We start from the raw sequence: 21,275 nt of genomic DNA on the forward strand, positions 1-21,275 counted from the left end.
GGCAATCCCCTTAAAAGGAAAGGCGCTTAAACACAGGTTCAGGGATCCAACGAATGATCACCATGACCCAGCGCCAAATGGGTCGCACATAGATCACATCTTTCTTCTTTTCTATGGCTGTGTAGATAGCAGTGGCCACTTCCTCAGGCTCCGCCGTCAGCAAGGGGGGCAGTTTTGTGCCCTCGGTCATCCGTGTCCTCACATAGCCTGGCAAAACCGTTAAGACTCGAACCCCCGATTTGGCTAAGCGCTGCCGCAACCCCGACAAAAAGGCTGTAAACCCCGCCTTGGCAGAGCCATAGCAGTAATTCTTTGCCCGCCCCCGTTCCCCCGCCACAGAGGAAATCCCCACTAACGTCCCAAACCCCCGCTGCTCAAACACATTGGCAAAGAGACTCAAAACAACCGCTGGACCTTCATAATTGGTGCGCATCACTTCAAGGGTAAGGGATAAATCTTGCTCACATGCCTTTTGGTCTGGCATGAAGCCAACAACGCAGATCACGATCGCTGGTTGCTCCGGAAGTTTCTGGATAAAACTTGCATGGGTCTCCACCGCTAAAACATCAAATTCATGGACACTGACGGGCACGCCGTAGCGTATTTCCAAATCTGCTTTATCTGGCTCTAGGCGACCCACCTGCCGTGCCGCCAATTGAATTGGGTAGCCTTTAGCTGCAAAGCGGTGGGCGATCGCCCGCCCCATATCAGAAGTTGCCCCCAAAATCAGCACAGGCGCCCTCATAGATGTAACCTCTTCGACTGTTCCGACGCAAAGTTGACCTGCCACTGATGGGCATTCCTAACTTGAACAAACCTCTCTACCCGAGCATCGGACTGGCGCAAGCGCATCGGCGTTAAATGGCTATCCTTGGCAAGGTAAAAGCGACCCCCATAGTGTAGGGTGATCTCCTCCAGTTGATCCAAAACCTTGAGGGTGCGTTGCGACATCGGAAAGTCCAAGGCCAAGGTATAACCCGCCATGGGAAATGAAAAATAACCCTGTTGATCCCCCAACTTCTTCAAGACCGCCAGAAAGGATCCCGCTCCTGCAGCTGACGTGCAATGCAGTAAGGCCGATAAACCTTCACGGGCAGTGCTCAGGGGCAAGACACATTGGAACTGGACAAAACCGCGCCGCCCATAGATGCGATTCCATCCCAATAAGCTATCAAGGGGATAGAAGAAAGTATCCCAATCCACAAAGGACTGACCCGCTTTGCGTTGACTGTTGAGGAAATACAGTTGATTAAAGGCACGCACGGTCAATGAATTCAAGGCACCATTGGGAAAATCCACGGGAATCGAGAGTTTGCGTCGTTGCGGAGTCCGCAGTGGACTTTGGCGATATTTGGCTGGCAACCCCTCCCGTGTGGCGTGTTCGCCCAGCATGAGCACAGACCGTCCTAACTGCGAACCAGTCGCCAGACAATCAATCCAAGCCACGGAGTAGGTCACGTCCTGAGCCGCCTCAAAGAGATTAATGACCTCGTCTAAATGCTTGGCGATGCGGGTGGTTTGGCGAATCCAAGCGGTTTCAATGGGGCGCAAGCGAAAGGCTGCCCTGAGGATCACCCCCGTCAAGCCCATTCCCCCCACCGTCCAGTAAAACAAATCCTGATTTTCGGAAGGGGAGCAGCGATAAATTTGCCCCTCGCTGGTGAGGAGATCCAGCCAGTCCAAACTGTGAACAAAACTGCCCTCTTTGTGGTGATTCTTGCCATGAACATCAGCCGCAATCATGCCCCCCACGGTGACAAACTTTGTACCGGGGGTAATCAAGGGAAACCAACCGCGAGGCACAAAGATCTCTAAAATCTCCGCCAGCAGCACCCCCGCCTCAGCAATCAATTGACCCGTGTGCGGATTAAACCCCAATAGGCGATTGAAGTGGCGCATTTGCAGCGTTGCTTCGCTATTGAGGGCGCTATCGCCGTAGGCGCGGCCATTACCGCGGGCAATGAGCGACAAGCCACTGTTGAGCAGCTGCAGAATTTCGGATTCTGAGTGCGGACAATACACATGACAGGTCTGCACAGGATAACGTCCCCAGCCGCAGAGCGGTTGTAGATAGCTCCTATGGGTGATGGGAAAAGACATATCGTTTATCTAAGTGATACTTGACCACGTAGCCAATGGCTAGACCAATAATGGCGCCAATTTCGCGCATGAAATGGCTTTGCCAAATCAACCAAAATACAGTTTCAAATCCCCAAAAGATGGTCGTTGTGAAAATCCCCATCGAAGCATACAGACTAAATTGACGGCTATAGTGATGCGCACCCTTTTTATGATCAAAAAAAATCCAGCGCTTATCCAGATAGTATTTCACTACCAAACCCACGAGGGTACCCACCGCCACTGCGGTTATAAAATAAGGGAAACTATTATCAATGAGTAATATCACCCTTTGAAAAAATAAATTCATAAAGGTGGCAATAACCGCAAAAACTGTATAGCGAATAATCAGAGTTTGCAAACTCATAGAATCCCACCAATTATAAAGAGAAATAGGCAGATCAAGAAGCAGAGTTGACTTTGGCGATCTTTAATTGCATAAACAATTGGATCATCGTGCATCAAACCCCGATGGGTAATCATAATGGTTCTTGTAATCCAGTATAGAAGCACACAGCAAATGCCCCAGAGCACCTGTGGTCTTGTGTAAAGAAGCTGCACTTGGGGAGAGTTGATATAGAGCGCCAGCACCAAAATTGAGACATAACCCGCCCCAATGGCCATCATGCTAATAATCGGCAAATCGTCAATGTGGTAGCCCCGACCACTGGCCTTGAGTTGTTTGCGGTGACGATGATCCACCAGTTCTGCTTGCCGCTTGACTGTTGCTAGGCAAAAGAAGAAAAAGATGGAGAAGGCCAAAAGCCAGACACTGAGGGAAATTCCTGTGGCAACCGCACCCGCAAAGATGCGAATGGTGTAAAGACCAGCCAGCGTGCAAATGTCAATAATAATCCGTCGCTTTAGGTAAAAGGAGTAGGCAGTTGTGAGACCATAATAGGCCAGCAGAATGCCCAGAAATGGCCAACTAATGGTGGTGGCGATCGCCATTCCCAGTCCTAAAAGCACCAAAATCATCCAGATGCCATGACAGAGGGGAAGATCGCCAGCAGCAAAGGGACGATGACGCTTCCGAGGATGGGCGCGATCGACCTGCAAATCCAAAAGATCATTTAAGACATAGACACTGGACGCCGTCAGACTAAAAGCAGCCGCTGCCACCAGCGAAATCCAAAAGGTTGGTAAGTCAAATTGATGTGCCGCCAGCATTGGCACAAAAACCAAACTATTTTTCACCCATTGATGGGGGCGGATTTCTTTCAGGTAGGGTTGAATGCTTCGTTTTGCGGTAACTAGATGTTCAACATTAGGATTAACTTGCTCTACTTTCTTGCGCAGCCGAGGTGAGGCATTGACGGTAATTGCTTTGGCCGCAACTGCCCACACAGGCAAATCAGCCTCAGAATCCCCCATATAGATAAAATTTTTCTCACCAAAACGCTCTACGATAAACCTTGCTTTATTTCCTCCCTTCAAATTAACTTGGCCATCAGAACCATAAACCTCATCAAAAAGCCCTAAATAGGCAGCAATCTTATCAGCAATGAGTTGATCAGTGGCAGTGACGAGAGCAACCTTACCCCCCTTTGCTTTCCAAGCTTGGATATACTGAATAACCTCCGAGTTATAGGGCAGTGCTGTAACATCTATTTCAGAGAGTTTAGCTAATTTTCTTTTAATCTGGGCGCGATGAAAGCTTCTTGTTTGAAAGAATGTAACTAGAGACTGAGCCAAAGAAGAACAGATTAATTCCAGCAGAATATCCGTCCTCAGCAGTGTATTGTCTAGATCGATAAGAAGATAAACCATCTTTTACCGTTTAAGACTTGCGCTATGTTCTTGGTCAGCTTAAAGTAAGCTACCGCTTAACCCATTCTTTTCCATGAACTGCATGAGGGTATTAACCAAAATCGTTGATCCAAGGTGCCAGAATCAGCAATCCTAGGTCAGCTAAAGGCGAGTAACAGATTATGAATTAGCCGCTGCTGTAGCCCAACCTAGGCCGCCAGCTACTAGAGTAGTAGTGAACTGATTCGGGAACGGAAACTATGGGTGAACTCTTTGGCCTGCTGTTTCTACTGGGGTTTGGAGGCTGGGGTATCGCTAACTCTGTGCGCATTGTCAATCAGGGCAATATGGCCTTGGTGGAGCGGTTAGGCAGCTATAGCCGTCGCTTGGAACCGGGGCTAAATTTTACAGTGCCGCTCCTTGATCGCGTGGTCTTTGAGCAAACGATTCGGGAAAAGGTCTTAGATATTCCGCCGCAGCAGTGTATCACCCGTGACAATGTGACGATTACGGTGGATGCCGTTGTCTATTGGCGGATTATTGATATGGAGCGCGCCTACTACAAGGTGGAAAACCTGACGATGGCAATGGTGAATCTGGTGCAAACGCAGATTCGAGCAGAAATGGGGAAGCTAGAGCTGGATGAAACCTTTACCGCCCGCACTCAGGTGAACGAGAATCTCCTGCGGGATCTGGATATTGCCACCGATCCTTGGGGGGTGAAGGTGACCCGTGTGGAACTGCGGGATATTGCCCCCTCGAAGGCGGTTCAAGACTCGATGGAACTGCAAATGTCCGCTGAGCGCAAAAAACGCGCTGCGATTCTCACCTCTGAAGGGGAACGGGAAGCAGCGATCAACTCGGCTCGAGGTAAAGCGGAAGCTCAAGTGTTAGCCGCCGAGGCCGAACAAAAAGCCGCTATTCTGGCAGCGGAAGCAGAACAAAAAGTGGTGGTGTTGCGTGCCCAAGCGGAGCGCCAAGATCAGATTTTGCGTGCCCAAGGAACTGCAGAAGCAATGAAGATTATTGCCGCAGCACTGCGTGAAGATCCGAAGGCGAAGGAAGCGCTCCAGTTTCTCCTTGCTCAGGGCTATTTAGATATGGGACGCACCATTGGCCATAGTAATAGCAGTAAAGTACTATTTATGGATCCCAGCAGTATCCCGGCAACGATTGAGGGTGTGAAGTCCCTGATCGAGCAGTCCTCCCGCGAGGTATAGTCCATGGCACAATTTCAGGCACAGGTTTTTGTTACGCTGCGACCATCGGTGTTAGATCCCGCAGGCGTCGCGGTACAGGCGGGAATTCATCATCTCGGCTATACAAATGTGCAATCGGTACGCATTGGCAAACTGGTGGAACTCACCCTAGAGGCCAGCGATCGCGCCACTGCCGAGGCACAACTCACCCACATTGCCGATCAACTGTTGGCCAACCCCGTGATTGAAACCTTTCGCATTGAATTGCAGGAGCTGGCAACTGCCGCAGGATAGGCACGATGTTCAACTGGTGGGATGATCTATTAGCCAGTATCGAGGCGGGCATCAAGGCCAGGATTGAATCGGGATTACAGTCCTTGGCGGAGACCCTTGCCCCCTTGCTTCAGGTACCGGAACCTGCAGCCCCGTTCCAACGCATTGCCCTTTTTCGGGCGGGTGTCGATCAACCCATTGCTGGCTCTGGTCTCAGGGTTGAAGGCGCCGCTTGGTATCTGGAGTCCCACTGGCCGCAAACAATTCCCCTCTTTGAACTGCCGGAAGCCCACCTGTGGTTGGAAGTGCCTTCTGCCCAAGGGGGAGATCAGTTGCTCCTGTGTCGCGCCCTAGTGAAAACCGGGATGCTGCCTGAGGGAGGGCAACTGGTTCTCAGCCGCAGTCAACCCTTTGGTTGGACATTTTCGCGCACGGTTTCCCTCGTGGGCGATCGCGATTGGCATCTGTGTGAAGTGCCTTTTCACCTGAAACCAGAACCCCAGACCCCTGGCTTGATTAAAATTGGGGTGGAATTCATGGGACGCGGTGTGGTCTGGCTACGGGATATTGAGCTACTCCATGCCCCTGCCAAGTTAAAGCCGATTACTGACGTGATGGATGGATTGCTGTGAGTCATGCCCTAAACGTGGGGATTGTGGTTTTTCCCGGATCCAATTGCGATCGCGATGTGGCCTACGTCACGAGTGAGATTCTCCAATGGCCAACGCAACTGCTGTGGCACGAAGAGACCCATCTGAGTGACTATGATTTGATTGTGCTACCGGGGGGCTTCAGTTTTGGTGATTATTTGCGCTGTGGGGCGATCGCCCGCTTCTCACCAATTATGTCCGCCGTCAAAGACCATGCCGCCGCTGGCAAATGGGTGCTGGGCATTTGTAATGGGTTTCAAATCCTGACCGAGGCCAAACTGCTCCCCGGTGCTCTAGTGCGCAATCGGGACTTGCATTTTATTTGCGATCGCGTGTATTTGCGCTTAGAAGCCAAGGAACGCCCGTGGCTACAGGCCTATGGCGATAAAACGGTGATTCGCTTGCCCATTGCCCACGGTGAGGGCTGCTACTACGCCGATGCCGCCACCCTCGCTGAACTGGAAGCCAACCGCCAAGTCCTCTTTCGCTATGCCGATGCCCAAGGGAATGTCACCCCTGAGAGTAATCCCAATGGTTCGCTCAACAATATCGCGGGTATTTGCAATGCTGCTGGCAATGTGTTAGGAATGATGCCCCACCCTGAGCGCGCCGCTGACCCCGCCTTGAGCCACTCCCCCAGTGATCACACGTTGGATGGCCTGCAATTGTTCAAATCGCTTTTGATGGCTGCGGCTGAGGTTTAGAGGTGTTTTCGTCTTTGGAGGCGATGCAACTTCATCAACTGACGGCAACCGTCAACCTCTATGATGCCCCCACGGGCGATCGCTTGGCGACCCAAGGGGCAGCAGGACGCTTGCTCTGGGCACCTGCTTTGGGGGCTGAACGTACCTACGTGCAACTTGCTGAGGATGAATACTGGGGCTGGCTGGATCCACAGGATTACCGCCATCTCACACCCGCCACTCAGTCCTATCAACCCATTGCCCGCGATCGCGCCTACATCGAGGCTGTCCTTGAAGAGGTGATTGCCTTTTGCTGCGCGGCACAGCAGGTTCCCCATGAATATCTCTGGGGCGGAACCGTTGCCCCCAACTACGACTGTTCTGGCTTGATACAGGCCAGTTTTGCCAGTCAAGGCATTTGGCTGCCCCGTGATGCTTATCAGCAGGAGGCCTTTGCCACGCCCCTAGGGAGCAACTCCATTGAGGAAACCTTACCCCAGCTTCAGCGGGGTGATCTGGTGTTTTTCGGTACGCGTGAAAAGGCGACCCATGTGGGTCTCTATCTGGGGCAGGGACAGTATATCCATAGCTCTGGCAAAGAATATGGCCGCAATGGCATTGGCATTGATACCCTCTACCCCAGTGAAGATACCGTCAGCATCGCCTATCAGCAGCAGTTTCGCGGCGGTGGCCGCATTGACTATAGCTATCTGCCCCTAGGCTAGCGCCCCATCCCCAGTTTTTGCGCTTTTTGATAGACCTTGCCTTCCGTGAGCAGGGAAGGAGCAATGACAATCTCCACCTGCTGCATTTCCCGCAGATCCTTGGCGCCAAGGGTGCCCATACTGGTTTGCAATGCCCCAAGAAAGTTGTGGGTACCATCATCCAACTGAGCCGGTCCCCGCAGAATCTGCTCAAGGGTGCCAGTGGTGCCGACATGAATGCGCGTCCCCCGAGGCAGCACCGGACTAGGCGTGGCCATCCCCCAGTGATAACCGCGACCGGGGGCTTCTTTGGCACGGGCAAAGGGGGATCCCATCATCACCGCATCTGCGCCGCAGGCAATACACTTGCAGACATCGCCACCCGTGACAAGGCCCCCATCGGCAATCACAGGCACATAGCGTTGCGTCTCTTCAAAATAGGCATCCCGTGCCGCTGCACAGTCAGCGATCGCCGTGACCTGAGGCACCCCCACCCCAAGCACGCCCCGGGAAGTACAGGCTGCCCCCGGCCCAATCCCCACCAGAATCGCTGCTGCACCACAGTGCATGAGACTGAGGGCCACCTCATAGGTGACGCAATTCCCCAAAATGACGGGCATTGGCATCCGTTCACAAAAAGCAGCAAGATCGAGTGGTTCTGTCCCCTCAGGGGCAAGGTGAGCCGGTGAGACGACCGTGGCTTGGACAAAGAGCAAATCGGCCCCCGCCGCTGCCACAACATCGCCAAAACGACTAGCCCCCGCTGGGGTTAAACTGACGGCAGCAATCCCCCCTTGGGATTTGATTTCTTGAATGCGTTTTTCAATGAGGTGGGGCTGAATCGGCTGGGCATACAACTGCTGCATCAGGGGCACAAATTCATCAACACTGACGCTGGCAATGCGTTCGAGAATCGGTGCTGGATCTTCGTAGCGGGTTTGAATCCCCTCAAGGTTGAGGACGCCCAGTGCCCCCATTTGGCTGAGTTTGACGGCCATCGTAACATCCACGACCCCATCCATGGCACTGGCAATAATCGGAATTTCCCGTTCAATGGAACCAAGGCGCCAGCGGGTATCGGCCAGCTGGGGATCAAGAGTGCGGTTGCCGGGGACAAGGGCAATTTCATCAATACCGTAGGCGCGACGGGCGGTGCGATGTCCCCCTAGTTGAATCGTCATGGTGTTCCTCGCAGTAGGTGGGCTAAAGGATCAAGTACGGTGTCTAAGTTGTTGTTGACAGTGCAACAAATTTACAAAAATTTACAACACTTCGACAAGCCATGCCTTGGCGCTAGTTCAATGGGGGATTGGGCGATCGCCGAACCGGGCGAAAGGGGGTCGGACGCGGCGATATGGTCGATGAACCGGGACGCTGAGGGCGCTGGGGACGGGCTGGCCGTGCCTTGGCTTTCTTGGGCTTCTTGATTTTGCGGGGGGGCAAAATACCCACCGTGGCTGCCTCCTGAACCACTAGACTTGTGCCCTGTCGCTGTACCTGAAAGTCCCAAAAGTATCCGGGTGACTTCATAGGCACGGTTCCTGTTAGTTTCAGTTTGAAAGCTTTGGGTTTCTCGCCCCGCCGACGCGGCAACTGTTGAATTTTAACGACGACAAAGTTCTTTTCTTGGGAGTTGAAGATCACTTCTCCGCGTACAGAAAAGTAGCCGTCATTGACGCCGGGATCCGCTGCTGTGGCATTGGCCTGTTGCAGGCGCTCCGGCTCCCATACGCCCACAATTTGCAGGTGCAGTTTCACCGCTTCTTTGTCAACGTCGCGGGTGCGGGGATAGACCACCCAGAGGTGGGGTTCATTCAGGTCGAGATATTTTTTAATCAGGTTCATCACCTGCCCCAAGAGGACGGTTTCAATTTCCACGCCATCCTCGGTCATCATCACCCCGCGGTTGAACTCCTCCTCCGAAGCGGGTACATAGCGACCGCGCACAACCCCGATCGCCCGATATTGCATCCGTTCACTGGGGGGCGGGATCGGCTGGGGACGGGAAGGAAGATCTTCTTGCTCAGAAATCGCTTCTTCAGGAGCAGTATTGACCTTGGGCGGTGAGCTACCCGCTACCGCAACACCGAGAATTTCTGGGCGAGATTTGGTTTCTAACTCAGGGGAAGGCGTTGGCGGAGTCGCTGGGGTCTTCTTGGCGCGGGGGCGCTTGGCCGGGGGTTCAGCAGTCATGGCAATTCTCGCAAACAGTCTAAACACCAACTGAGCACCTGTTCAGATGAACAGGCCACGGCAATTCTCAATTGGGGTACTCTCAATTATGCGTTGCCGCTGTGAGCTAAGCAACACTTTTGTTCCTGCCAAAAGTTGTGAGAACTATGAGCTGGATGCAACGCTCTCGATTTGGACGATCGCCCCAAAATCGCCAATAATTGCCGCACAATTGCGCAATAGACCAAGGAGCGCTAAGCGATTGGCACGTACCGTTGCATCCTCTGCCATCACCAGTACACTTTCCTCGCCATCGAAGAAGCGACTGACAATCGGAGCCAAGGAGGCTAGGGCACGAACAATCTCGCCATAGGCGCGCTGCACTTGAGCTTGCTGGACGGTGGGCAAGATGTCCTTGAGGGCGGCATAGAATTCCTTTTCAATGGGGGCTGCGAGGTGCTTGGCCTTGACGGCACGGATATTCAGGCAGTCTGTCCCTAGGGTGCCTTGGCGTGCCAAGCGAGCAGCGCGGTTTACCGTGGGGTAAATCGTCATCAGTTCACCGGATTGGCGCAGTTTTTGGAGAAATTGGGCGCGATCGCGGGCATCCACCACATCCCTGAGGGCACGCGTCTGCAACCCCGGCTGATCCTCTGGAATGACGGCATTCACCAAGTCATACTCAATGCCGAGTTCTTCTTGCAGTAGGGTTCGCAGCCGTTGGCTAAAAAACTGCCGCAGTTGCTGCTCTAAGTCAGCGGCACTGAGCTTGGCGGCAAATTGGCGACAAAAGGCTTGGGCAGACTCCTGTAGCAGAGCGAGGAAATCCAAGTGATGTTCCCCCTGCCAGAGAATGGTGATCACGGCATTGGCAGCCCGCCGTAGGGCAAAGGGATCTGATGACCCCGTGGGACACAGGCCGATACCAAAAAGGCAGACAAGAGTATCCAAGCGATCGGCGAGTCCCACCACCTGACCCGTGAGACTTTGGGGCGGGCGATCGCCAGCAAAACGCGGCAGATAATGTTCAAAAATCCCCGTGGCCACCGCTGGCGCTTCCCCGGAGACCGTGGCATACACTTGCCCCATGTAGCCTTGGAGTTCCGGAAATTCCCCTACCATCTGCGTCACTAGATCCGCTTTGCACAGGCAGGCCGTGCGTTCAATGGCAGCAACGTCCGCAGCCGCACAATTTAAGGCGGTGGCAATTTGACGAGCCAGTGTGGTTAGCCGCTCCACTTTGTCGGCCATGGATCCCAATTCATCTTGGAAGGTAACCGTGGCTAGTTTGTCACGATAGTGCTCTAGGGGCTGTGCCGTATCCGCCTTGTAGAAGAACTCGGCATCCGCTAGGCGAGCACGAATCACCCGCTCATTCCCAGCACGAATCAAGGGGGTGGCCGCCGGGTCGCCATTGCTAATCGTGATGAATACAGGGAGCAGCGCTTGGCGAGTGGCATCGGTGTACACGGGAAAATACCGCTGATGGGACACCAATACGGTGGTAATCACCTCAAGGGGCAGGGCAAGAAACCGCGCTTCAAAACTTCCCAAAACCGCCGTTGGCCATTCCACGAGGTGGGTGACTTCCTCCAAAAGGGGCACCTCTAAATCCACCCATCCCCCCGCTTCCGCAGCAAGGGCAGCAATTTGCTCGCGAATCCGTTGCTGGCGAACCTCTGGATCTACCAAGACTCCCGCCGTTTCAAGGGCAGCTTCATAGTCTTGGGCATGCTTGAGGACAATAGCCCCTTGAGAAAGGACGCGATGGCCATAGGTGGTGCGATCGCTGGCAATGCGCACGGAATGGCTCTCCAAGACCAAGGGCAGTACCTGATCCTCCCACAGCAGCACTAGCCACCGAATGGGACGCGAAAACCGCAAATCCCCATCCCCCCAGCGCATGAAGCGGGCACCCTCAAGGGCGGCAATCCACTGTGGTGCCAACTCGGTCAATCGTTGGGACGTCGGTTGGCCGGGGCGAACTTGCTTGAGATAGACTACCTCTCCTTTTTCCGTGGGACGGATTTCAATTTCCTCAAGACGACCTTGGCGCGATCGCAAGAACCCCAATAGGGCAGGGGTAGGTTCCCCCTCGCGAAAGGCCACGCTGGCCGCTGGCCCTTTGATTTCAATTGCTTGATCGGGTTGCTGGGGCGGTAACCCCTCAATCAGTACCGCTAAGCGGCGCGGGGTTGCCCAGACTTTGACTTCCCCCTCCAGTCCCTGTTCCTTGAGGGTTTGGGGAATCAGGGTGTGCCACTGGCGCAGGGCACTACTGACAAAGCGGGCGGGGAGATCCTCGGTTCCCACCTCTAGGAGGAACGTATGCGGTGATGACTTGGGCATGGTGACCATGGGCTAGATAACGGAGCTACTGCGGGCGGCTTCGGCCTCGTCGGGATGAATACCAAGGCGGGTCAAGTTAATGCGACCTTTGCTGTCCACCTCACGGATTTTGACGACAATTTCATCGCCAATTTTCACTTCGTCCTCGACTTTGCCAACGCGATATTCCGCCAACTGGGAAATGTGGATCATCCCCTCCTTGCCGGGGAGAAACTCGACAAAAGCGCCAATGGGAATAATCCGCGTCACCTTGCCCAGATAGACATCACCGGCGTTGAGCTTTCGCGTCAGACCCTCAATGGCCGCCCGTGCTTGCTTGGCGTTGGTTTCATTGGGGGCAGTAATGGTGACCAGCCCTTCTTCACTAATATCCACCTTGACGTTGTATTGCTCGCAGATACCGCGCACGGTTTTACCACCGGGACCAATGACAAGGCCAATCATATCGGGGGGAATTTGCAACGTCAGCAGCCGTGGCGCACTGGGGGGCAGTTGTGGACGGGGTTTGTCCAGCACCGCCAGCATTTTCTCAAGGATATGGAGCCGTGCCGGACGTGCCTGTTCGATCGCCTGCTTGATCACGGCAACGGGCAAGCCAGTAATTTTCATATCCATTTGCAGAGCGGTAATACCGCTATCGGTGCCGGCTACCTTGAAGTCCATGTCGCCAAGGAAGTCTTCAATCCCCTGAATGTCGGTGAGGATGCGCACCTCATTGCCCTCCTTGATCAGCCCCATGGCCGCCCCACTGACGGGTTTACGGATCGGTACCCCGGCATCCATCAAGGAGAGGGTGGAACCACAAACGGATCCCATGGAGGTAGAACCATCGGAAGAGAGCACCTCCGACACGACGCGAATCACATAGGGAAACTCCTCTTTGGGAGGAATGACCGGTTCGAGGGCACGCTCTGCGAGGGCACCATGGCCAATTTCCCGCCGCCCGGGCGATCGCAGGGGTTTGACTTCACCCACAGAGTAGGGGGGAAAGTTGTAGTGGTGCAGATAACGTTTGCTGTCCTCGGGATGCAGATCATCAAGGGCTTGGGCATCGGCAGGAGAACCGAGGGTGGTCACAGACATCACCTGCGTCAAGCCGCGATTAAAGAGGGCACTACCATGAACCCGCTCTGGCAGAACCCCCACCTCACACCAAATGGGACGCACTTCATCGAGACGGCGGCCATCCACTCGCACCCCTTCTTCAATAATTTGCTGCCGCATGAGTTTTTTCGTCACGGCCTTAAAGAGGGTAGGCAGGGCTTTCGGGTTTTCCGCTGCCGCCACTGCGACCGGGTGATCCGCTGGCAGGGCAGCAATTTCTTGGGCGATCGCCCCTTGCACCTCATCGAGGGCAGCATCGCGAACATTTTTGTCCTTTTCAAAGCGTTTGAGAATGGCTTTGACCGGTTCAACAGCGCGATCGTAGATGAAGTTTTCCAAGGTGGGGTCGATCGCCGGCGGTTCCGCGTGGACAATGTCAATGCCCAATTCCTTGAGGAGATCCCGCTGCGCTTGAATCAGGTCTTGGATCACCTCATAGCCAAAGTCAATAGCTTCAATCATGTCGGCTTCGGGCAGCTCATTGGCACCGGCCTCCACCATCACCACGCCATCGGGAGAGCCGGCCACGACCAGATCTAAGCCACCGCGCTCAATTTCTTTGTAGGTGGGGTTGATAATAAACTCATCCCCCACAAGGCCCACCCGCACTGCTGCCATTGGACCATTAAAGGGAATTTGCGCCAAAAGAACAGCGATCGAGGCTCCCGTTACCGCCAATACATCGGGGGGAACATTTTCATCCAAGGAAACCGTCGTGGCTACTACTTGCAGATCATCGCGCAACCATTGGGGAAAGAGGGGGCGCAGCGGCCGGTCAATCAGGCGACCAATGAGAATCGCTTTTTCGGGGGGGCGACCCTCACGCCGTAAAAAACCGCCGGGAATCCGCCCAGCGGCATAGAGGCGCTCTTCGTAATCCACCACAAGGGGTAAAAAATCAATGCCTTCGCGAGCGGCGGCACGATTCGCCGTCACGAGTACAGCCGTTTCTCCCGAACTAATGAGAATGGAACCGGCAGCTTGGGGGGCAAATTTTTGCAATACCACCTTAATATCCCGCCCATCTAGGGGGATAATCTTTTCTAGACCCTTCATTGGCGTTCTATTTTTTCCTTCTTCCTATTTCTTTCTCTCTACTAGGATAGCCGCTTCTGCCACTCATCCGCTAAAGTTCAAGGATCAGCCGTGTGCCCCCAAGGACGGCAAGACTGGGGGTCGCTGTCCAGCTTTGGGTTAATAAAATTTGTATCAGTTCTGCCGATCGCCGGCTGCTGGGGCTATCCTGTAACCCCAAATAGAAACTGGCAGAGTGGTGGCTATCTTGACCGAGCACTTTCAACAGATCATCAGCGTAGTGAATGGCTTTTTCCATCTGGGTTTGCAAGTTAGTCCACAGATCGACATTGCGAAGATTGCTCAGGGTTTCGGCCACCACATCTTGACGGTGTTGAATTAGGATGGTTCGCGGCTGTAGCTCTGGCGGTAAATCCGCAAAGAAAATGGCCGGGCCATAGCCAATGAGATGCACCGTCTCCATCCATTTCGTTTGCGGCAGCAGCAATTGCCGCACAATGTGACAGGCAAGGGCAGTAATAATTAACCCTTGGCTATGGGCGACAAGGTACAATTCGGCTCCCGCTTGTAACCCCTTGACGATTTCATAGGCCAACCGCAGGGTGGGACGCGGCGCACCGGCTGGAAAGGCACCGTAGAGATACTGGGCAAAATCCCCCCAGCCTAATTTTTGTAGGAACGAGAGGTCAAGGAGTTTCGTTAAGTCAGCGGTGCTGTTAATATCGAGGGGGCGCTGTTGCAGTTGGCTCGGTTGGGCGATCGCCAGAATATCCGCATCATCGGTCAGATCTTGAGTCATCAGTTGGCCAAGAAGTTTAGCATACTCATAGCGGCGATCCTTGCTGGGGTCTGGGGCTGGGGTCTGGGGCCAAAAACGATAGAGTTCTGCCTTACCGAGGAAACTTTCCAAAAGATCTGCTTGGAAGCCATGGGTCTGATTGTGAATGCCGCGAACTTCTAAAGGGTGAGCCGCTGTGAGTTCGGCAAGGCGGTTCAAATCCCGCCGTTGCTTGGCAGCATCGCTCCCTATCCCATTCACATGGAGTAAACGCCGCCGTAGGGGGACGCTCAGGGGGTTGTCGGGCAAAATAATCGTACCGTCTAGGGGAGAGGTCATAGGGGATTTGGAAAGTCTAATGAGAGAATTTGGTGAAACGCAATAAAAGGCGGCTAAATTGTGATCATCGTCACAGTCATTCTATCGGGGGATGGGTCATACTAAATAGTGACTCAGTACTATCCGAGTCATCAACAGGGAACACACAACGAGCCGACAGACTGTAAGTAAGTTTGTCGGTTTTTTTTTGAATTTCAGTCATGCCCCACAAAAAGATCACGCTTCGTTTAGATGCTGAACTCTATGGCCAACTCCAACGCTGGCAAGTCCAGCAGGGATGCGGTTCCCTTAGTGAGGCAATTCGTAAAATTTTGCAACAATCTCTTCAGCCGACGGAGATGGCCTGTCCCACAGTTTTGCAGCGACTGAGTGCCCTAGAACAGCAAGTGGCCGCCCTTGAACGCCGACTGTGCCCGCCTCAACCCACTATCGAAACGCTGACGATCGCGGAGCTAGAGCGGCTGACTCGCCCACAACTGGTGGCCTTAGCGCGGGACTTGGGCATCTATAGCTATAAGCTGAATAATCCAGCGTTGCGGCAGGCCATTTGGGCAGCGAAACAAGCGATCTATGGACAGGAGCGGCAATGATATGCTGACGAAGGTGACTCAAGTATAGGTGAGATGGCTAGTCCGTCAGAATCGATAGATCGCTCCCGTTTGTGGTGGGCGGCGATTAAACTTCCCATGTACAGTGTGGCAGTGATGCCCATTTGGTTGGGCACAGCGGTGGCGATCGCCGAAACGGGAAGGGTGCACTGGTGGCCTTTTGGGTTGTTTCTGACAGCGGCAGTGCTGATTTTGGTTTGGCTGAATCTCAGTAATGATGTGTTTGATGCCGAAACGGGGATCGATCGCCACAAGTACCATTCAGTCGTCAATCTCACGGGCAAAAAGCAACTCATCTTCTGGCTGAGCAACCTCTGCTTACTCTTGGGGCTACTGGGGATTGCGGCCATTAGTTGGTTGCAACAGGATGCAACGGTTTTAGGGTTGGTATTGCTCTGCTGTGCCCTAGGCTATAGCTACCAAGGCCCGCCCTTTCGTTTGGGCTATTTGGGCTTGGGGGAGCCGATTTGTTTTATCTGCTTTGGACCTTTGGCGATCGCTGCTGCCTACTATAGCCAAGTGCAAACCTTTAGCCCTAGTATTTGGCCAGTGGCTATCCTCAATGGTCTGACGACAACACTGATTCTTTTTTGCTCCCACTTTCACCAAGTGGCCGATGATCTAGCCGCTGGCAAACGTTCGCCGGTCGTGCGCTTAGGGACAGCTCGCAGTGCTCAACTGGTCTATGGTGCCTGTGGTCTTTTTTATGGGGTGTTGCTGGCCAGTGTCGCATGGGGAATCCTGCCATGGCCAACACTGCTGGCTTTGAGTTCACTGCCTTGGGCGATTTATTTGTGCCAGCGGATGGCGCAATTTCACAGTGTCCCTGAGCAGATCAAGAACTCGAAATTTATTGCGGTGCAACTGCATTTTTGGAGTAGCTTGCTCTTGGGATTGGGTTACTTGCTCTGAGCTGGGGGGCGATCGCGATTCAGCGACCATTGGTACTCCACACTGCCGCCTCTCAATTGCCATTCCTCTTCAAACTGCTTTTGCAGCCGCAGGGCTTTGCGCAGATGAATGACCGCACTATGGAGTTGCTGGTAACCACTGGAGTGGGGAGGGAGGGCGGGCAACGAGACCTGTTCCAAAATTTGCAGCGCTAACTCGTAATGGATGTGGGCAGGAACAGGAATCTCATCTGAGGGGGCAGAAGAAAGAGTCACCGGGGCAGACACCTCCAAGGAACAACTATCTAGATTTCCGCTTTCTAGCGGCGGCGGGGACGGCGATAGGTCAACCGCTCGGAGCGATCGCGCTCGTAGGCAATCAGCCGGCCATAGATTTCGTGCTTGGTTAAGTTTAACGAAAAAAAGACATGCCGCCGCGGATTGCCAAAGCCCTTACGGGTAAAGAACTTCACTGCGGGCGTGTTGGCCGGATCGGTATCCACCAGCATAAATCGCGCCCCCTCCTCAATCATGCGTTCAATGAGCTTATCTACGAGCTTGTCGGCAATCCCCCGCCGTTGATACTGCGGATGTACCCCCAGCCAGTTAATGTAGCCATAGACCCAAGGGGCTTTGCTAATAATTGTGCCTAAGATAAACCCTGCCACTTGCGAGTCAGCTTCGGCCACCAGACAGTATTCGGGATCGGTGTTGTAGAAACCAATAACCTCCCACTCATCCCAGATGCGATACAGCGAGGGATACAGATCACTGGTGAAGAGTTCCTCACCAAGGTGAAATACAGGGGCAATGTCGTCAATGCCCATCTCGCGAATAATAATGTTGGTGGGTTCAGAGCGCTCTTCTTCTTTGGCGGGAACGATTTCTAAATCAACTAAATTGTGGTCAATGGGATCATCGGTGTGCAAAGACATACAAACGTTTGTACCGAGCTATTTCTAGCTTAGCCTATGTCCAGCGGGGTCAATTCGTGAACCTTAGCGCACTTCCACAACTGCCTCTAGGGGATAGCGTACCTTGGGCAAAGTCGCATAGTTGTCATCGGCCGCTCGATAGCCCGCTGCACATAGAACGACGGCATGATAACCTTGGGCAGGTAGACCGAGAAGGCGATCATATTCTTGGGGCAAGAAACCCTCCATCGGGCAGGTGTCAATGCCCAGCAGCGCCGCCGTCAGCATAAACTGACCCAAAGCAATATAGACTTGGCGGGTTGACCATTCATCAACATTGAGGGGGTAGGGGGGTGACTGCAAAAAGCCCTTGACCAAGTCCCCATACTTTTGCAGATTTTCCACTGCGGTTTGGTGGACTTCCGCTTGCCGTGCAAGGTAGCGATCAACGTCCGTAGCATTGAGATTGGTTTTAATGGCAAATACCACTAAGTGGGAGGCATCCACCACCTGCCGTTGATTCCAAGTGTGGGGGAGCAGGGCTTGGCGTAGCGCAGGCGTCTCAATGACGTAAAACTTCCACGGTTGCAGGCCAAAGGAAGAAGGAGCCAGTACCAGACTTTGTAGAAGTGTTTGCCATAGATCCGCAGGAATTTTGCGATTGGGGTCAAATTTCTTCGTGGCGTAGCGCCATTGTAGTTGTTGCAAAACCGTTGTTGGTGAAATCGGTGTTTCAGTCATTCTGTTCCCTAGAGAATTGATTAGAGCGATTACCCGAAGGGTACGCTACGCGATCGCGAGAACCACTCGCCGCTCATTTTGACAAACTATTAAAGGTGAGGTCAACTGCCCTGTAGATCAATTGCCCACTATTGCCACTGAATATCGGCATCGATCGCAGTCATGGCAGAGGTGAGTTTTTCAACCAGTTCCTTAACAGGGAAAGCGCCGACATCTCCCGCTGCACGGGTGCGGATACTCACGGTCTCGCTTTCGACTTCCTTGGCACCCACAATGCCCATCACAGGAATTCTCTGGGTTTCAGCATTGCGGATTTGTTGACCTAGCGATCGCCCGTACGATCCACACTCACGCGGATATCCTATCAGCCGAGGATCAGGTGCCCCTACCAATCATGGAGCAGGTCTTTAGGCGAGGCAGCCTTCTTACAAGCATTGCGCCCCTAATCGCAGGAATGGAAACGCAGTTTTGAGTGGTGGAAAAATCCTGCGATTTTAAGGGGGCAACGGTGCGCTGGCAGCAACAACAGATCCTCAGCTGGTAAGACGAGCCCCTCGCAATTGCTGGGCGGCGGCCACCATGTTTTTCAGTGAGGGAATCACTTCCTCCCAGCGACGGGTTTTCAGACCGCAGTCTGGGTTAACCCAAATCTGGTCACTGGGTAGATGGGCGATCGCAGTCTCCAGCTGCTGAACCATCTGCTCAACAGTGGGAACTGCCGGACTATGAACATCATAAACACCATTGCCCACCTGCTGTTGATAGCCGGCATCAGTAATTTCAAACAGCGTTTCATTGTTACTGCGGCTATTTTCAATGGACAACACATCTGCATCTAGGCGCTCGATATGTTGAATAATGTCGCCAAACTCCGAATAGCACATGTGGGTATGAATTTGAGTTTCTGGCTTAGCCACACCAGCCGCCAACCGAAACGCATCGACGGCCCAAGCCAAGTACTCCTGCCAACGTTCCGGCTTGAGGGGTAATCCTTCCCGTAAAGCGGGTTCATCAATCTGGATAATCTTTGCCCCAGCAGCTTCTAAATCGGCCACTTCATCCCGTAGAGCCAAGGCAATCTGCATCGCCTGTTCGCTACGCGGAATATCGGTGCGGGTAAAAGACCAGTTAATCATTGTTACCGGCCCCGTCAGCATACCCTTGACGATTTTTTGTGTCAACGATTGCGCCACTTTAAACTCTCGCACCGTCATTGGCTCGGTTCGCGCTACATCCCCATAAATAATGGGTGGACGCACACAGCGACTGCCATAGCTTTGCACCCAGCCGTGTTCAGTAAAGGCAAAACCAGTGAGCTTCTGGCCAAAGAATTCCACCATGTCGGTGCGTTCAAACTCACCATGCACCAATACATCTAGGCCAATTTCTTCCTGCAATCGAATGCATTTGGCAATTTCAGCATCAATTGCTGCTTGGTACTCAGCAAGGGTGATTTCTCCGCGCTTGAGCTTCACCCGCAATTGCCGCACTTCTGGGGTTTGCGGAAAAGAACCAATGGTAGTTGTCGGAAAGAGCGGTAAGGTGGGCTGCAGTTGGCGGCGTTGTTCATAGGGCATAGCCCGTTCCAGATCGTTGACGGTTAAATTGCGCAACCGCTGTTGTACCACTGGATTCACAGGGCTAAATTCCTTAAAGGCCTGCCACTGGGCTTCAATCTCTGCCAATTGGGGGTGCTGGGCAAGGGCTTTGGGACTCTCCTGCAGCGTCTGTGCCAATAGCACCACCTCATCCAACTTTTGTTCGGCAAAACTCAACACCCGCCGCAATGGCTCTGGTAACTTCACTTCTCGTGCTGCATCGTAGGGGACGAATTGTAAAGAGGCTGAGGGGTGCAACCGGATATTAGTTGTGATACCCTGAATCGCTGCCAAGGTTGACACGACAGGTTCTGGGCAAATTTTCCAAATGTTTCGGGCATCCACAATACCCACTCCCAGCTGTTTATCCCTTGGGAAACCATACTGCTGCAATAATGCCAAGTTCTGCCCACGGGTAAAATCTAGACTAATGCCGGCTACGGGCAACGTCACCACCCAAGGATAGGCAGCGCCGAGATCATCAAAGTAGGTCACTAGGTAAATCGGCAAGCCAACTTGACAGAGCGCATCAAATGTTGATTCATACAATTCCCTGAAGTTGTTGGTGTCCCCAAAAACCAAGGCAGGTTCGTGGATTTGTACCTCAACCACCCCTAGGTTCTTCAATTCAGCCAACAGGATAAGATAGCGCTCCACTAGGCAAGACAACGCTTCCTCTAGATTCATCTGCAGCCGACTCAGCCGTAGCAGGGTTAAAGGCCCTAGCACCATGGGAACGGCGCGATCGCCCAAGACCCTTTGGGCGCGACCAATGATGCCCAGAAAATCACTAAAGTCCGCTGCCTGAAGAGGCTGACTCATTTCGGGAACCAAGTAGTGATAGTTGGTGTCAAACCATTTGGTCATCTCAAGAGCTGGAATCCTCTCTTTGCCACGAGCCATTGCAAAGTATTGCTCCAGCCCTGTAAAGGCTTGATACCGCTGTGGGATGAGGCCGAGGCGGACACTCCAGTCAAGGACGGGATCGTAAAAACTGGTATCGCCAACGCCAATGCGATCAATGCCAGCCTGCAGTTGCGTTTGCCAATTTGCCAATTCAATCTCTTGAACTGTTTGTAGCAAATTTTCTTGATTGTATTTGCCATTCCAAAAGGCTTCCAATGCCTTTTTCAGCTCACGATTTTTACCAATGCGGGGGTAGCCTAGCGTTGCAGTTTGAATGGTCATTGTTGCAGTACCCTGAGTTTTGACAGTTCTCTCAATAGACAAAGAAAGATAGCTGTTTTCAGCCCAACAAGCAGTACACTTCCAGCATCATCAGCAGAACCTAACGTGGGTCACTGCAAGAGCAACCCCTTGTCTAAGTGCTTGTAGGTGCTTGAAAATCTCCAAAATCACTTGTGCTACAGC

Annotated in this window: 21 protein-coding genes; 7 read left to right on the plus strand and 14 right to left on the minus strand. The window is 53.2% G+C overall.

The window, feature by feature from the left end:
- Positions 1–10: 10 nt before the first annotated feature.
- Genes RHH81_RS08285 through RHH81_RS08300 form a run of 4 tightly spaced genes read right to left on the minus strand, consistent with a single transcriptional unit; the run spans position 11 to position 3,888 of the window.
- Positions 11–745: an SDR family oxidoreductase gene (locus tag RHH81_RS08285; RefSeq protein ID WP_310742896.1), complete on the minus strand. Its 735-nt coding sequence runs from the start codon at positions 743–745 to the stop codon at positions 11–13.
- Positions 742–2,100 carry an FAD-binding oxidoreductase gene (locus RHH81_RS08290; RefSeq protein WP_310742897.1) on the minus strand — a complete coding sequence of 453 codons (1,359 nt, stop codon included), beginning with the start codon at positions 2,098–2,100 and terminating at the stop codon, positions 742–744. The genes RHH81_RS08285 and RHH81_RS08290 overlap by 4 nt, the downstream gene beginning before the upstream one ends.
- Entirely contained in the window at positions 2,078–2,485 is a 408-nt protein-coding gene (locus RHH81_RS08295) for a GtrA family protein (protein ID WP_310742898.1), read from the minus strand. The genes RHH81_RS08290 and RHH81_RS08295 overlap by 23 nt, the downstream gene beginning before the upstream one ends.
- Complete coding sequence (locus RHH81_RS08300) at positions 2,482–3,888, minus strand: UbiA family prenyltransferase (protein ID WP_310742899.1); 1,407 nt, start codon at positions 3,886–3,888, stop codon at positions 2,482–2,484. Before RHH81_RS08300 ends, RHH81_RS08295 begins: the two co-directional genes overlap by 4 nt.
- A 239-nt stretch (positions 3,889–4,127) precedes the next feature.
- On the opposite strand from RHH81_RS08300, the gene RHH81_RS08305 reads away from it, so the two are divergent.
- Genes RHH81_RS08305 through RHH81_RS08325 form a run of 5 tightly spaced genes read left to right on the plus strand, consistent with a single transcriptional unit; the run spans position 4,128 to position 7,397 of the window.
- Complete coding sequence (locus RHH81_RS08305; protein ID WP_302676103.1) at positions 4,128–5,087, plus strand: SPFH domain-containing protein; 960 nt, start codon at positions 4,128–4,130, stop codon at positions 5,085–5,087.
- Between the two features lie 3 nt (positions 5,088–5,090).
- Entirely contained in the window at positions 5,091–5,360 is a 270-nt protein-coding gene (purS, locus tag RHH81_RS08310) for a phosphoribosylformylglycinamidine synthase subunit PurS (protein ID WP_206199780.1), read from the plus strand.
- Positions 5,361–5,365: 5 nt separating this feature from the next.
- Entirely contained in the window at positions 5,366–5,971 is a 606-nt protein-coding gene (locus tag RHH81_RS08315) for a hypothetical protein (protein ID WP_206199781.1), read from the plus strand.
- A complete protein-coding gene (gene purQ, locus RHH81_RS08320) occupies positions 5,968–6,693 on the plus strand; it encodes a phosphoribosylformylglycinamidine synthase subunit PurQ (RefSeq protein ID WP_206199782.1) in 726 nt (241 codons plus the stop codon). The genes RHH81_RS08315 and purQ overlap by 4 nt, the downstream gene beginning before the upstream one ends.
- A 23-nt stretch (positions 6,694–6,716) precedes the next feature.
- Positions 6,717–7,397, plus strand: a complete 681-nt coding sequence (locus RHH81_RS08325; RefSeq protein WP_315863409.1) for a C40 family peptidase — start codon at positions 6,717–6,719, stop codon at positions 7,395–7,397.
- On the opposite strand, the gene RHH81_RS08330 is transcribed toward RHH81_RS08325, so the two are convergent.
- From RHH81_RS08330 to RHH81_RS08350, 5 genes are all read right to left on the minus strand, one after another.
- Positions 7,394–8,557, minus strand: coding sequence for a GuaB3 family IMP dehydrogenase-related protein (locus RHH81_RS08330; RefSeq protein ID WP_206199783.1), 1,164 nt, complete (start codon positions 8,555–8,557; stop codon positions 7,394–7,396). The genes RHH81_RS08325 and RHH81_RS08330 overlap by 4 nt on opposite strands.
- Before the next feature lie 112 nt (positions 8,558–8,669).
- Positions 8,670–9,569, minus strand: coding sequence for a hypothetical protein (locus RHH81_RS08335; protein ID WP_225901539.1), 900 nt, complete (start codon positions 9,567–9,569; stop codon positions 8,670–8,672).
- A gap of 144 nt (positions 9,570–9,713) precedes the next feature.
- Positions 9,714–11,897, minus strand: coding sequence for a glycine--tRNA ligase subunit beta (glyS, locus tag RHH81_RS08340; RefSeq protein WP_206201671.1), 2,184 nt, complete (start codon positions 11,895–11,897; stop codon positions 9,714–9,716).
- 12 nt (positions 11,898–11,909) lie between these two features.
- The gene (locus RHH81_RS08345) at positions 11,910–14,057 is read right to left on the minus strand and encodes a polyribonucleotide nucleotidyltransferase (protein WP_206199785.1); all 2,148 of its coding nucleotides are present in this window, start codon (positions 14,055–14,057) and stop codon (positions 11,910–11,912) included.
- Positions 14,058–14,127: 70 nt separating this feature from the next.
- On the minus strand, positions 14,128–15,153 hold the full coding sequence (locus RHH81_RS08350; protein WP_310742901.1) for a hypothetical protein: 1,026 nt from the start codon (positions 15,151–15,153) through the stop codon (positions 14,128–14,130).
- A 200-nt stretch (positions 15,154–15,353) separates the two neighbouring features.
- Here RHH81_RS08350 and RHH81_RS08355 point away from each other — a divergent pair, with 200 nt between their 5' ends.
- The gene (locus tag RHH81_RS08355; protein WP_310438220.1) at positions 15,354–15,743 is read left to right on the plus strand and encodes a hypothetical protein; all 390 of its coding nucleotides are present in this window, start codon (positions 15,354–15,356) and stop codon (positions 15,741–15,743) included.
- A 33-nt stretch (positions 15,744–15,776) separates the two neighbouring features.
- Positions 15,777–16,673 (plus strand): 2-carboxy-1,4-naphthoquinone phytyltransferase, encoded by an 897-nt coding sequence (menA, locus tag RHH81_RS08360; protein ID WP_206199788.1) that lies wholly within the window; start codon positions 15,777–15,779, stop codon positions 16,671–16,673.
- On the opposite strand, the gene RHH81_RS08365 is transcribed toward menA, so the two are convergent.
- From RHH81_RS08365 to metE, 5 genes are all read right to left on the minus strand, one after another.
- On the minus strand, positions 16,661–16,927 hold the full coding sequence (locus tag RHH81_RS08365) for a DUF5340 domain-containing protein (RefSeq protein WP_206199789.1): 267 nt from the start codon (positions 16,925–16,927) through the stop codon (positions 16,661–16,663). The genes menA and RHH81_RS08365 overlap by 13 nt on opposite strands.
- Positions 16,928–16,971: 44 nt before the next feature.
- Complete coding sequence (locus RHH81_RS08370) at positions 16,972–17,478, minus strand: GNAT family N-acetyltransferase (protein ID WP_225901709.1); 507 nt, start codon at positions 17,476–17,478, stop codon at positions 16,972–16,974.
- A 171-nt stretch (positions 17,479–17,649) separates the two neighbouring features.
- Complete coding sequence (locus RHH81_RS08375) at positions 17,650–18,306, minus strand: NAD(P)H-dependent oxidoreductase (RefSeq protein WP_206199791.1); 657 nt, start codon at positions 18,304–18,306, stop codon at positions 17,650–17,652.
- Positions 18,307–18,434: 128 nt separating this feature from the next.
- The gene (locus RHH81_RS08380) at positions 18,435–18,587 is read right to left on the minus strand and encodes a His/Gly/Thr/Pro-type tRNA ligase C-terminal domain-containing protein (protein ID WP_255521535.1); all 153 of its coding nucleotides are present in this window, start codon (positions 18,585–18,587) and stop codon (positions 18,435–18,437) included.
- 252 nt (positions 18,588–18,839) lie between these two features.
- Entirely contained in the window at positions 18,840–21,092 is a 2,253-nt protein-coding gene (gene metE, locus RHH81_RS08385; RefSeq protein WP_310742902.1) for a 5-methyltetrahydropteroyltriglutamate--homocysteine S-methyltransferase, read from the minus strand.
- Between the last annotated feature and the right edge of the window lie 183 nt (positions 21,093–21,275).

The sequence above is a fragment of the Thermosynechococcus sp. PKX95 genome, from assembly GCF_031583295.1.
In the GTDB taxonomy this organism is placed as follows: Bacteria; Cyanobacteriota; Cyanobacteriia; order Thermosynechococcales; family Thermosynechococcaceae; genus Thermosynechococcus.

What these genes read in the sequence shown, in the direction of transcription:
- RHH81_RS08285 (WP_310742896.1), bottom strand. Translation starts at nt 745, where the DNA reads ATGAGGGCGCCTGTGCTGATTTTGGGGGCAACTTCTGATATGGGGCGG.
- RHH81_RS08330 (WP_206199783.1), bottom strand. Translation starts at nt 8,557, where the DNA reads ATGACGATTCAACTAGGGGGACATCGCACCGCCCGTCGCGCCTACGGT.
- RHH81_RS08370 (WP_225901709.1), bottom strand. Translation starts at nt 17,478, where the DNA reads ATGGGCATTGACGACATTGCCCCTGTATTTCACCTTGGTGAGGAACTC.
- RHH81_RS08380 (WP_255521535.1), bottom strand. Translation starts at nt 18,587, where the DNA reads ATGGGCATTGTGGGTGCCAAGGAAGTCGAAAGCGAGACCGTGAGTATC.
- RHH81_RS08300 (WP_310742899.1), bottom strand. Translation starts at nt 3,888, where the DNA reads ATGGTTTATCTTCTTATCGATCTAGACAATACACTGCTGAGGACGGAT.
- purS (WP_206199780.1), top strand. Translation starts at nt 5,091, where the DNA reads ATGGCACAATTTCAGGCACAGGTTTTTGTTACGCTGCGACCATCGGTG.
- RHH81_RS08345 (WP_206199785.1), bottom strand. Translation starts at nt 14,057, where the DNA reads ATGAAGGGTCTAGAAAAGATTATCCCCCTAGATGGGCGGGATATTAAG.
- RHH81_RS08375 (WP_206199791.1), bottom strand. Translation starts at nt 18,306, where the DNA reads ATGACTGAAACACCGATTTCACCAACAACGGTTTTGCAACAACTACAA.
- RHH81_RS08290 (WP_310742897.1), bottom strand. Translation starts at nt 2,100, where the DNA reads ATGTCTTTTCCCATCACCCATAGGAGCTATCTACAACCGCTCTGCGGC.
- RHH81_RS08355 (WP_310438220.1), top strand. Translation starts at nt 15,354, where the DNA reads ATGCCCCACAAAAAGATCACGCTTCGTTTAGATGCTGAACTCTATGGC.
- glyS (WP_206201671.1), bottom strand. Translation starts at nt 11,897, where the DNA reads ATGCCCAAGTCATCACCGCATACGTTCCTCCTAGAGGTGGGAACCGAG.
- RHH81_RS08295 (WP_310742898.1), bottom strand. Translation starts at nt 2,485, where the DNA reads ATGAGTTTGCAAACTCTGATTATTCGCTATACAGTTTTTGCGGTTATT.
- RHH81_RS08305 (WP_302676103.1), top strand. Translation starts at nt 4,128, where the DNA reads ATGGGTGAACTCTTTGGCCTGCTGTTTCTACTGGGGTTTGGAGGCTGG.
- RHH81_RS08325 (WP_315863409.1), top strand. Translation starts at nt 6,717, where the DNA reads ATGCAACTTCATCAACTGACGGCAACCGTCAACCTCTATGATGCCCCC.
- RHH81_RS08350 (WP_310742901.1), bottom strand. Translation starts at nt 15,153, where the DNA reads ATGACCTCTCCCCTAGACGGTACGATTATTTTGCCCGACAACCCCCTG.
- metE (WP_310742902.1), bottom strand. Translation starts at nt 21,092, where the DNA reads ATGACCATTCAAACTGCAACGCTAGGCTACCCCCGCATTGGTAAAAAT.
- menA (WP_206199788.1), top strand. Translation starts at nt 15,777, where the DNA reads ATGGCTAGTCCGTCAGAATCGATAGATCGCTCCCGTTTGTGGTGGGCG.
- RHH81_RS08315 (WP_206199781.1), top strand. Translation starts at nt 5,366, where the DNA reads ATGTTCAACTGGTGGGATGATCTATTAGCCAGTATCGAGGCGGGCATC.
- RHH81_RS08335 (WP_225901539.1), bottom strand. Translation starts at nt 9,569, where the DNA reads ATGACTGCTGAACCCCCGGCCAAGCGCCCCCGCGCCAAGAAGACCCCA.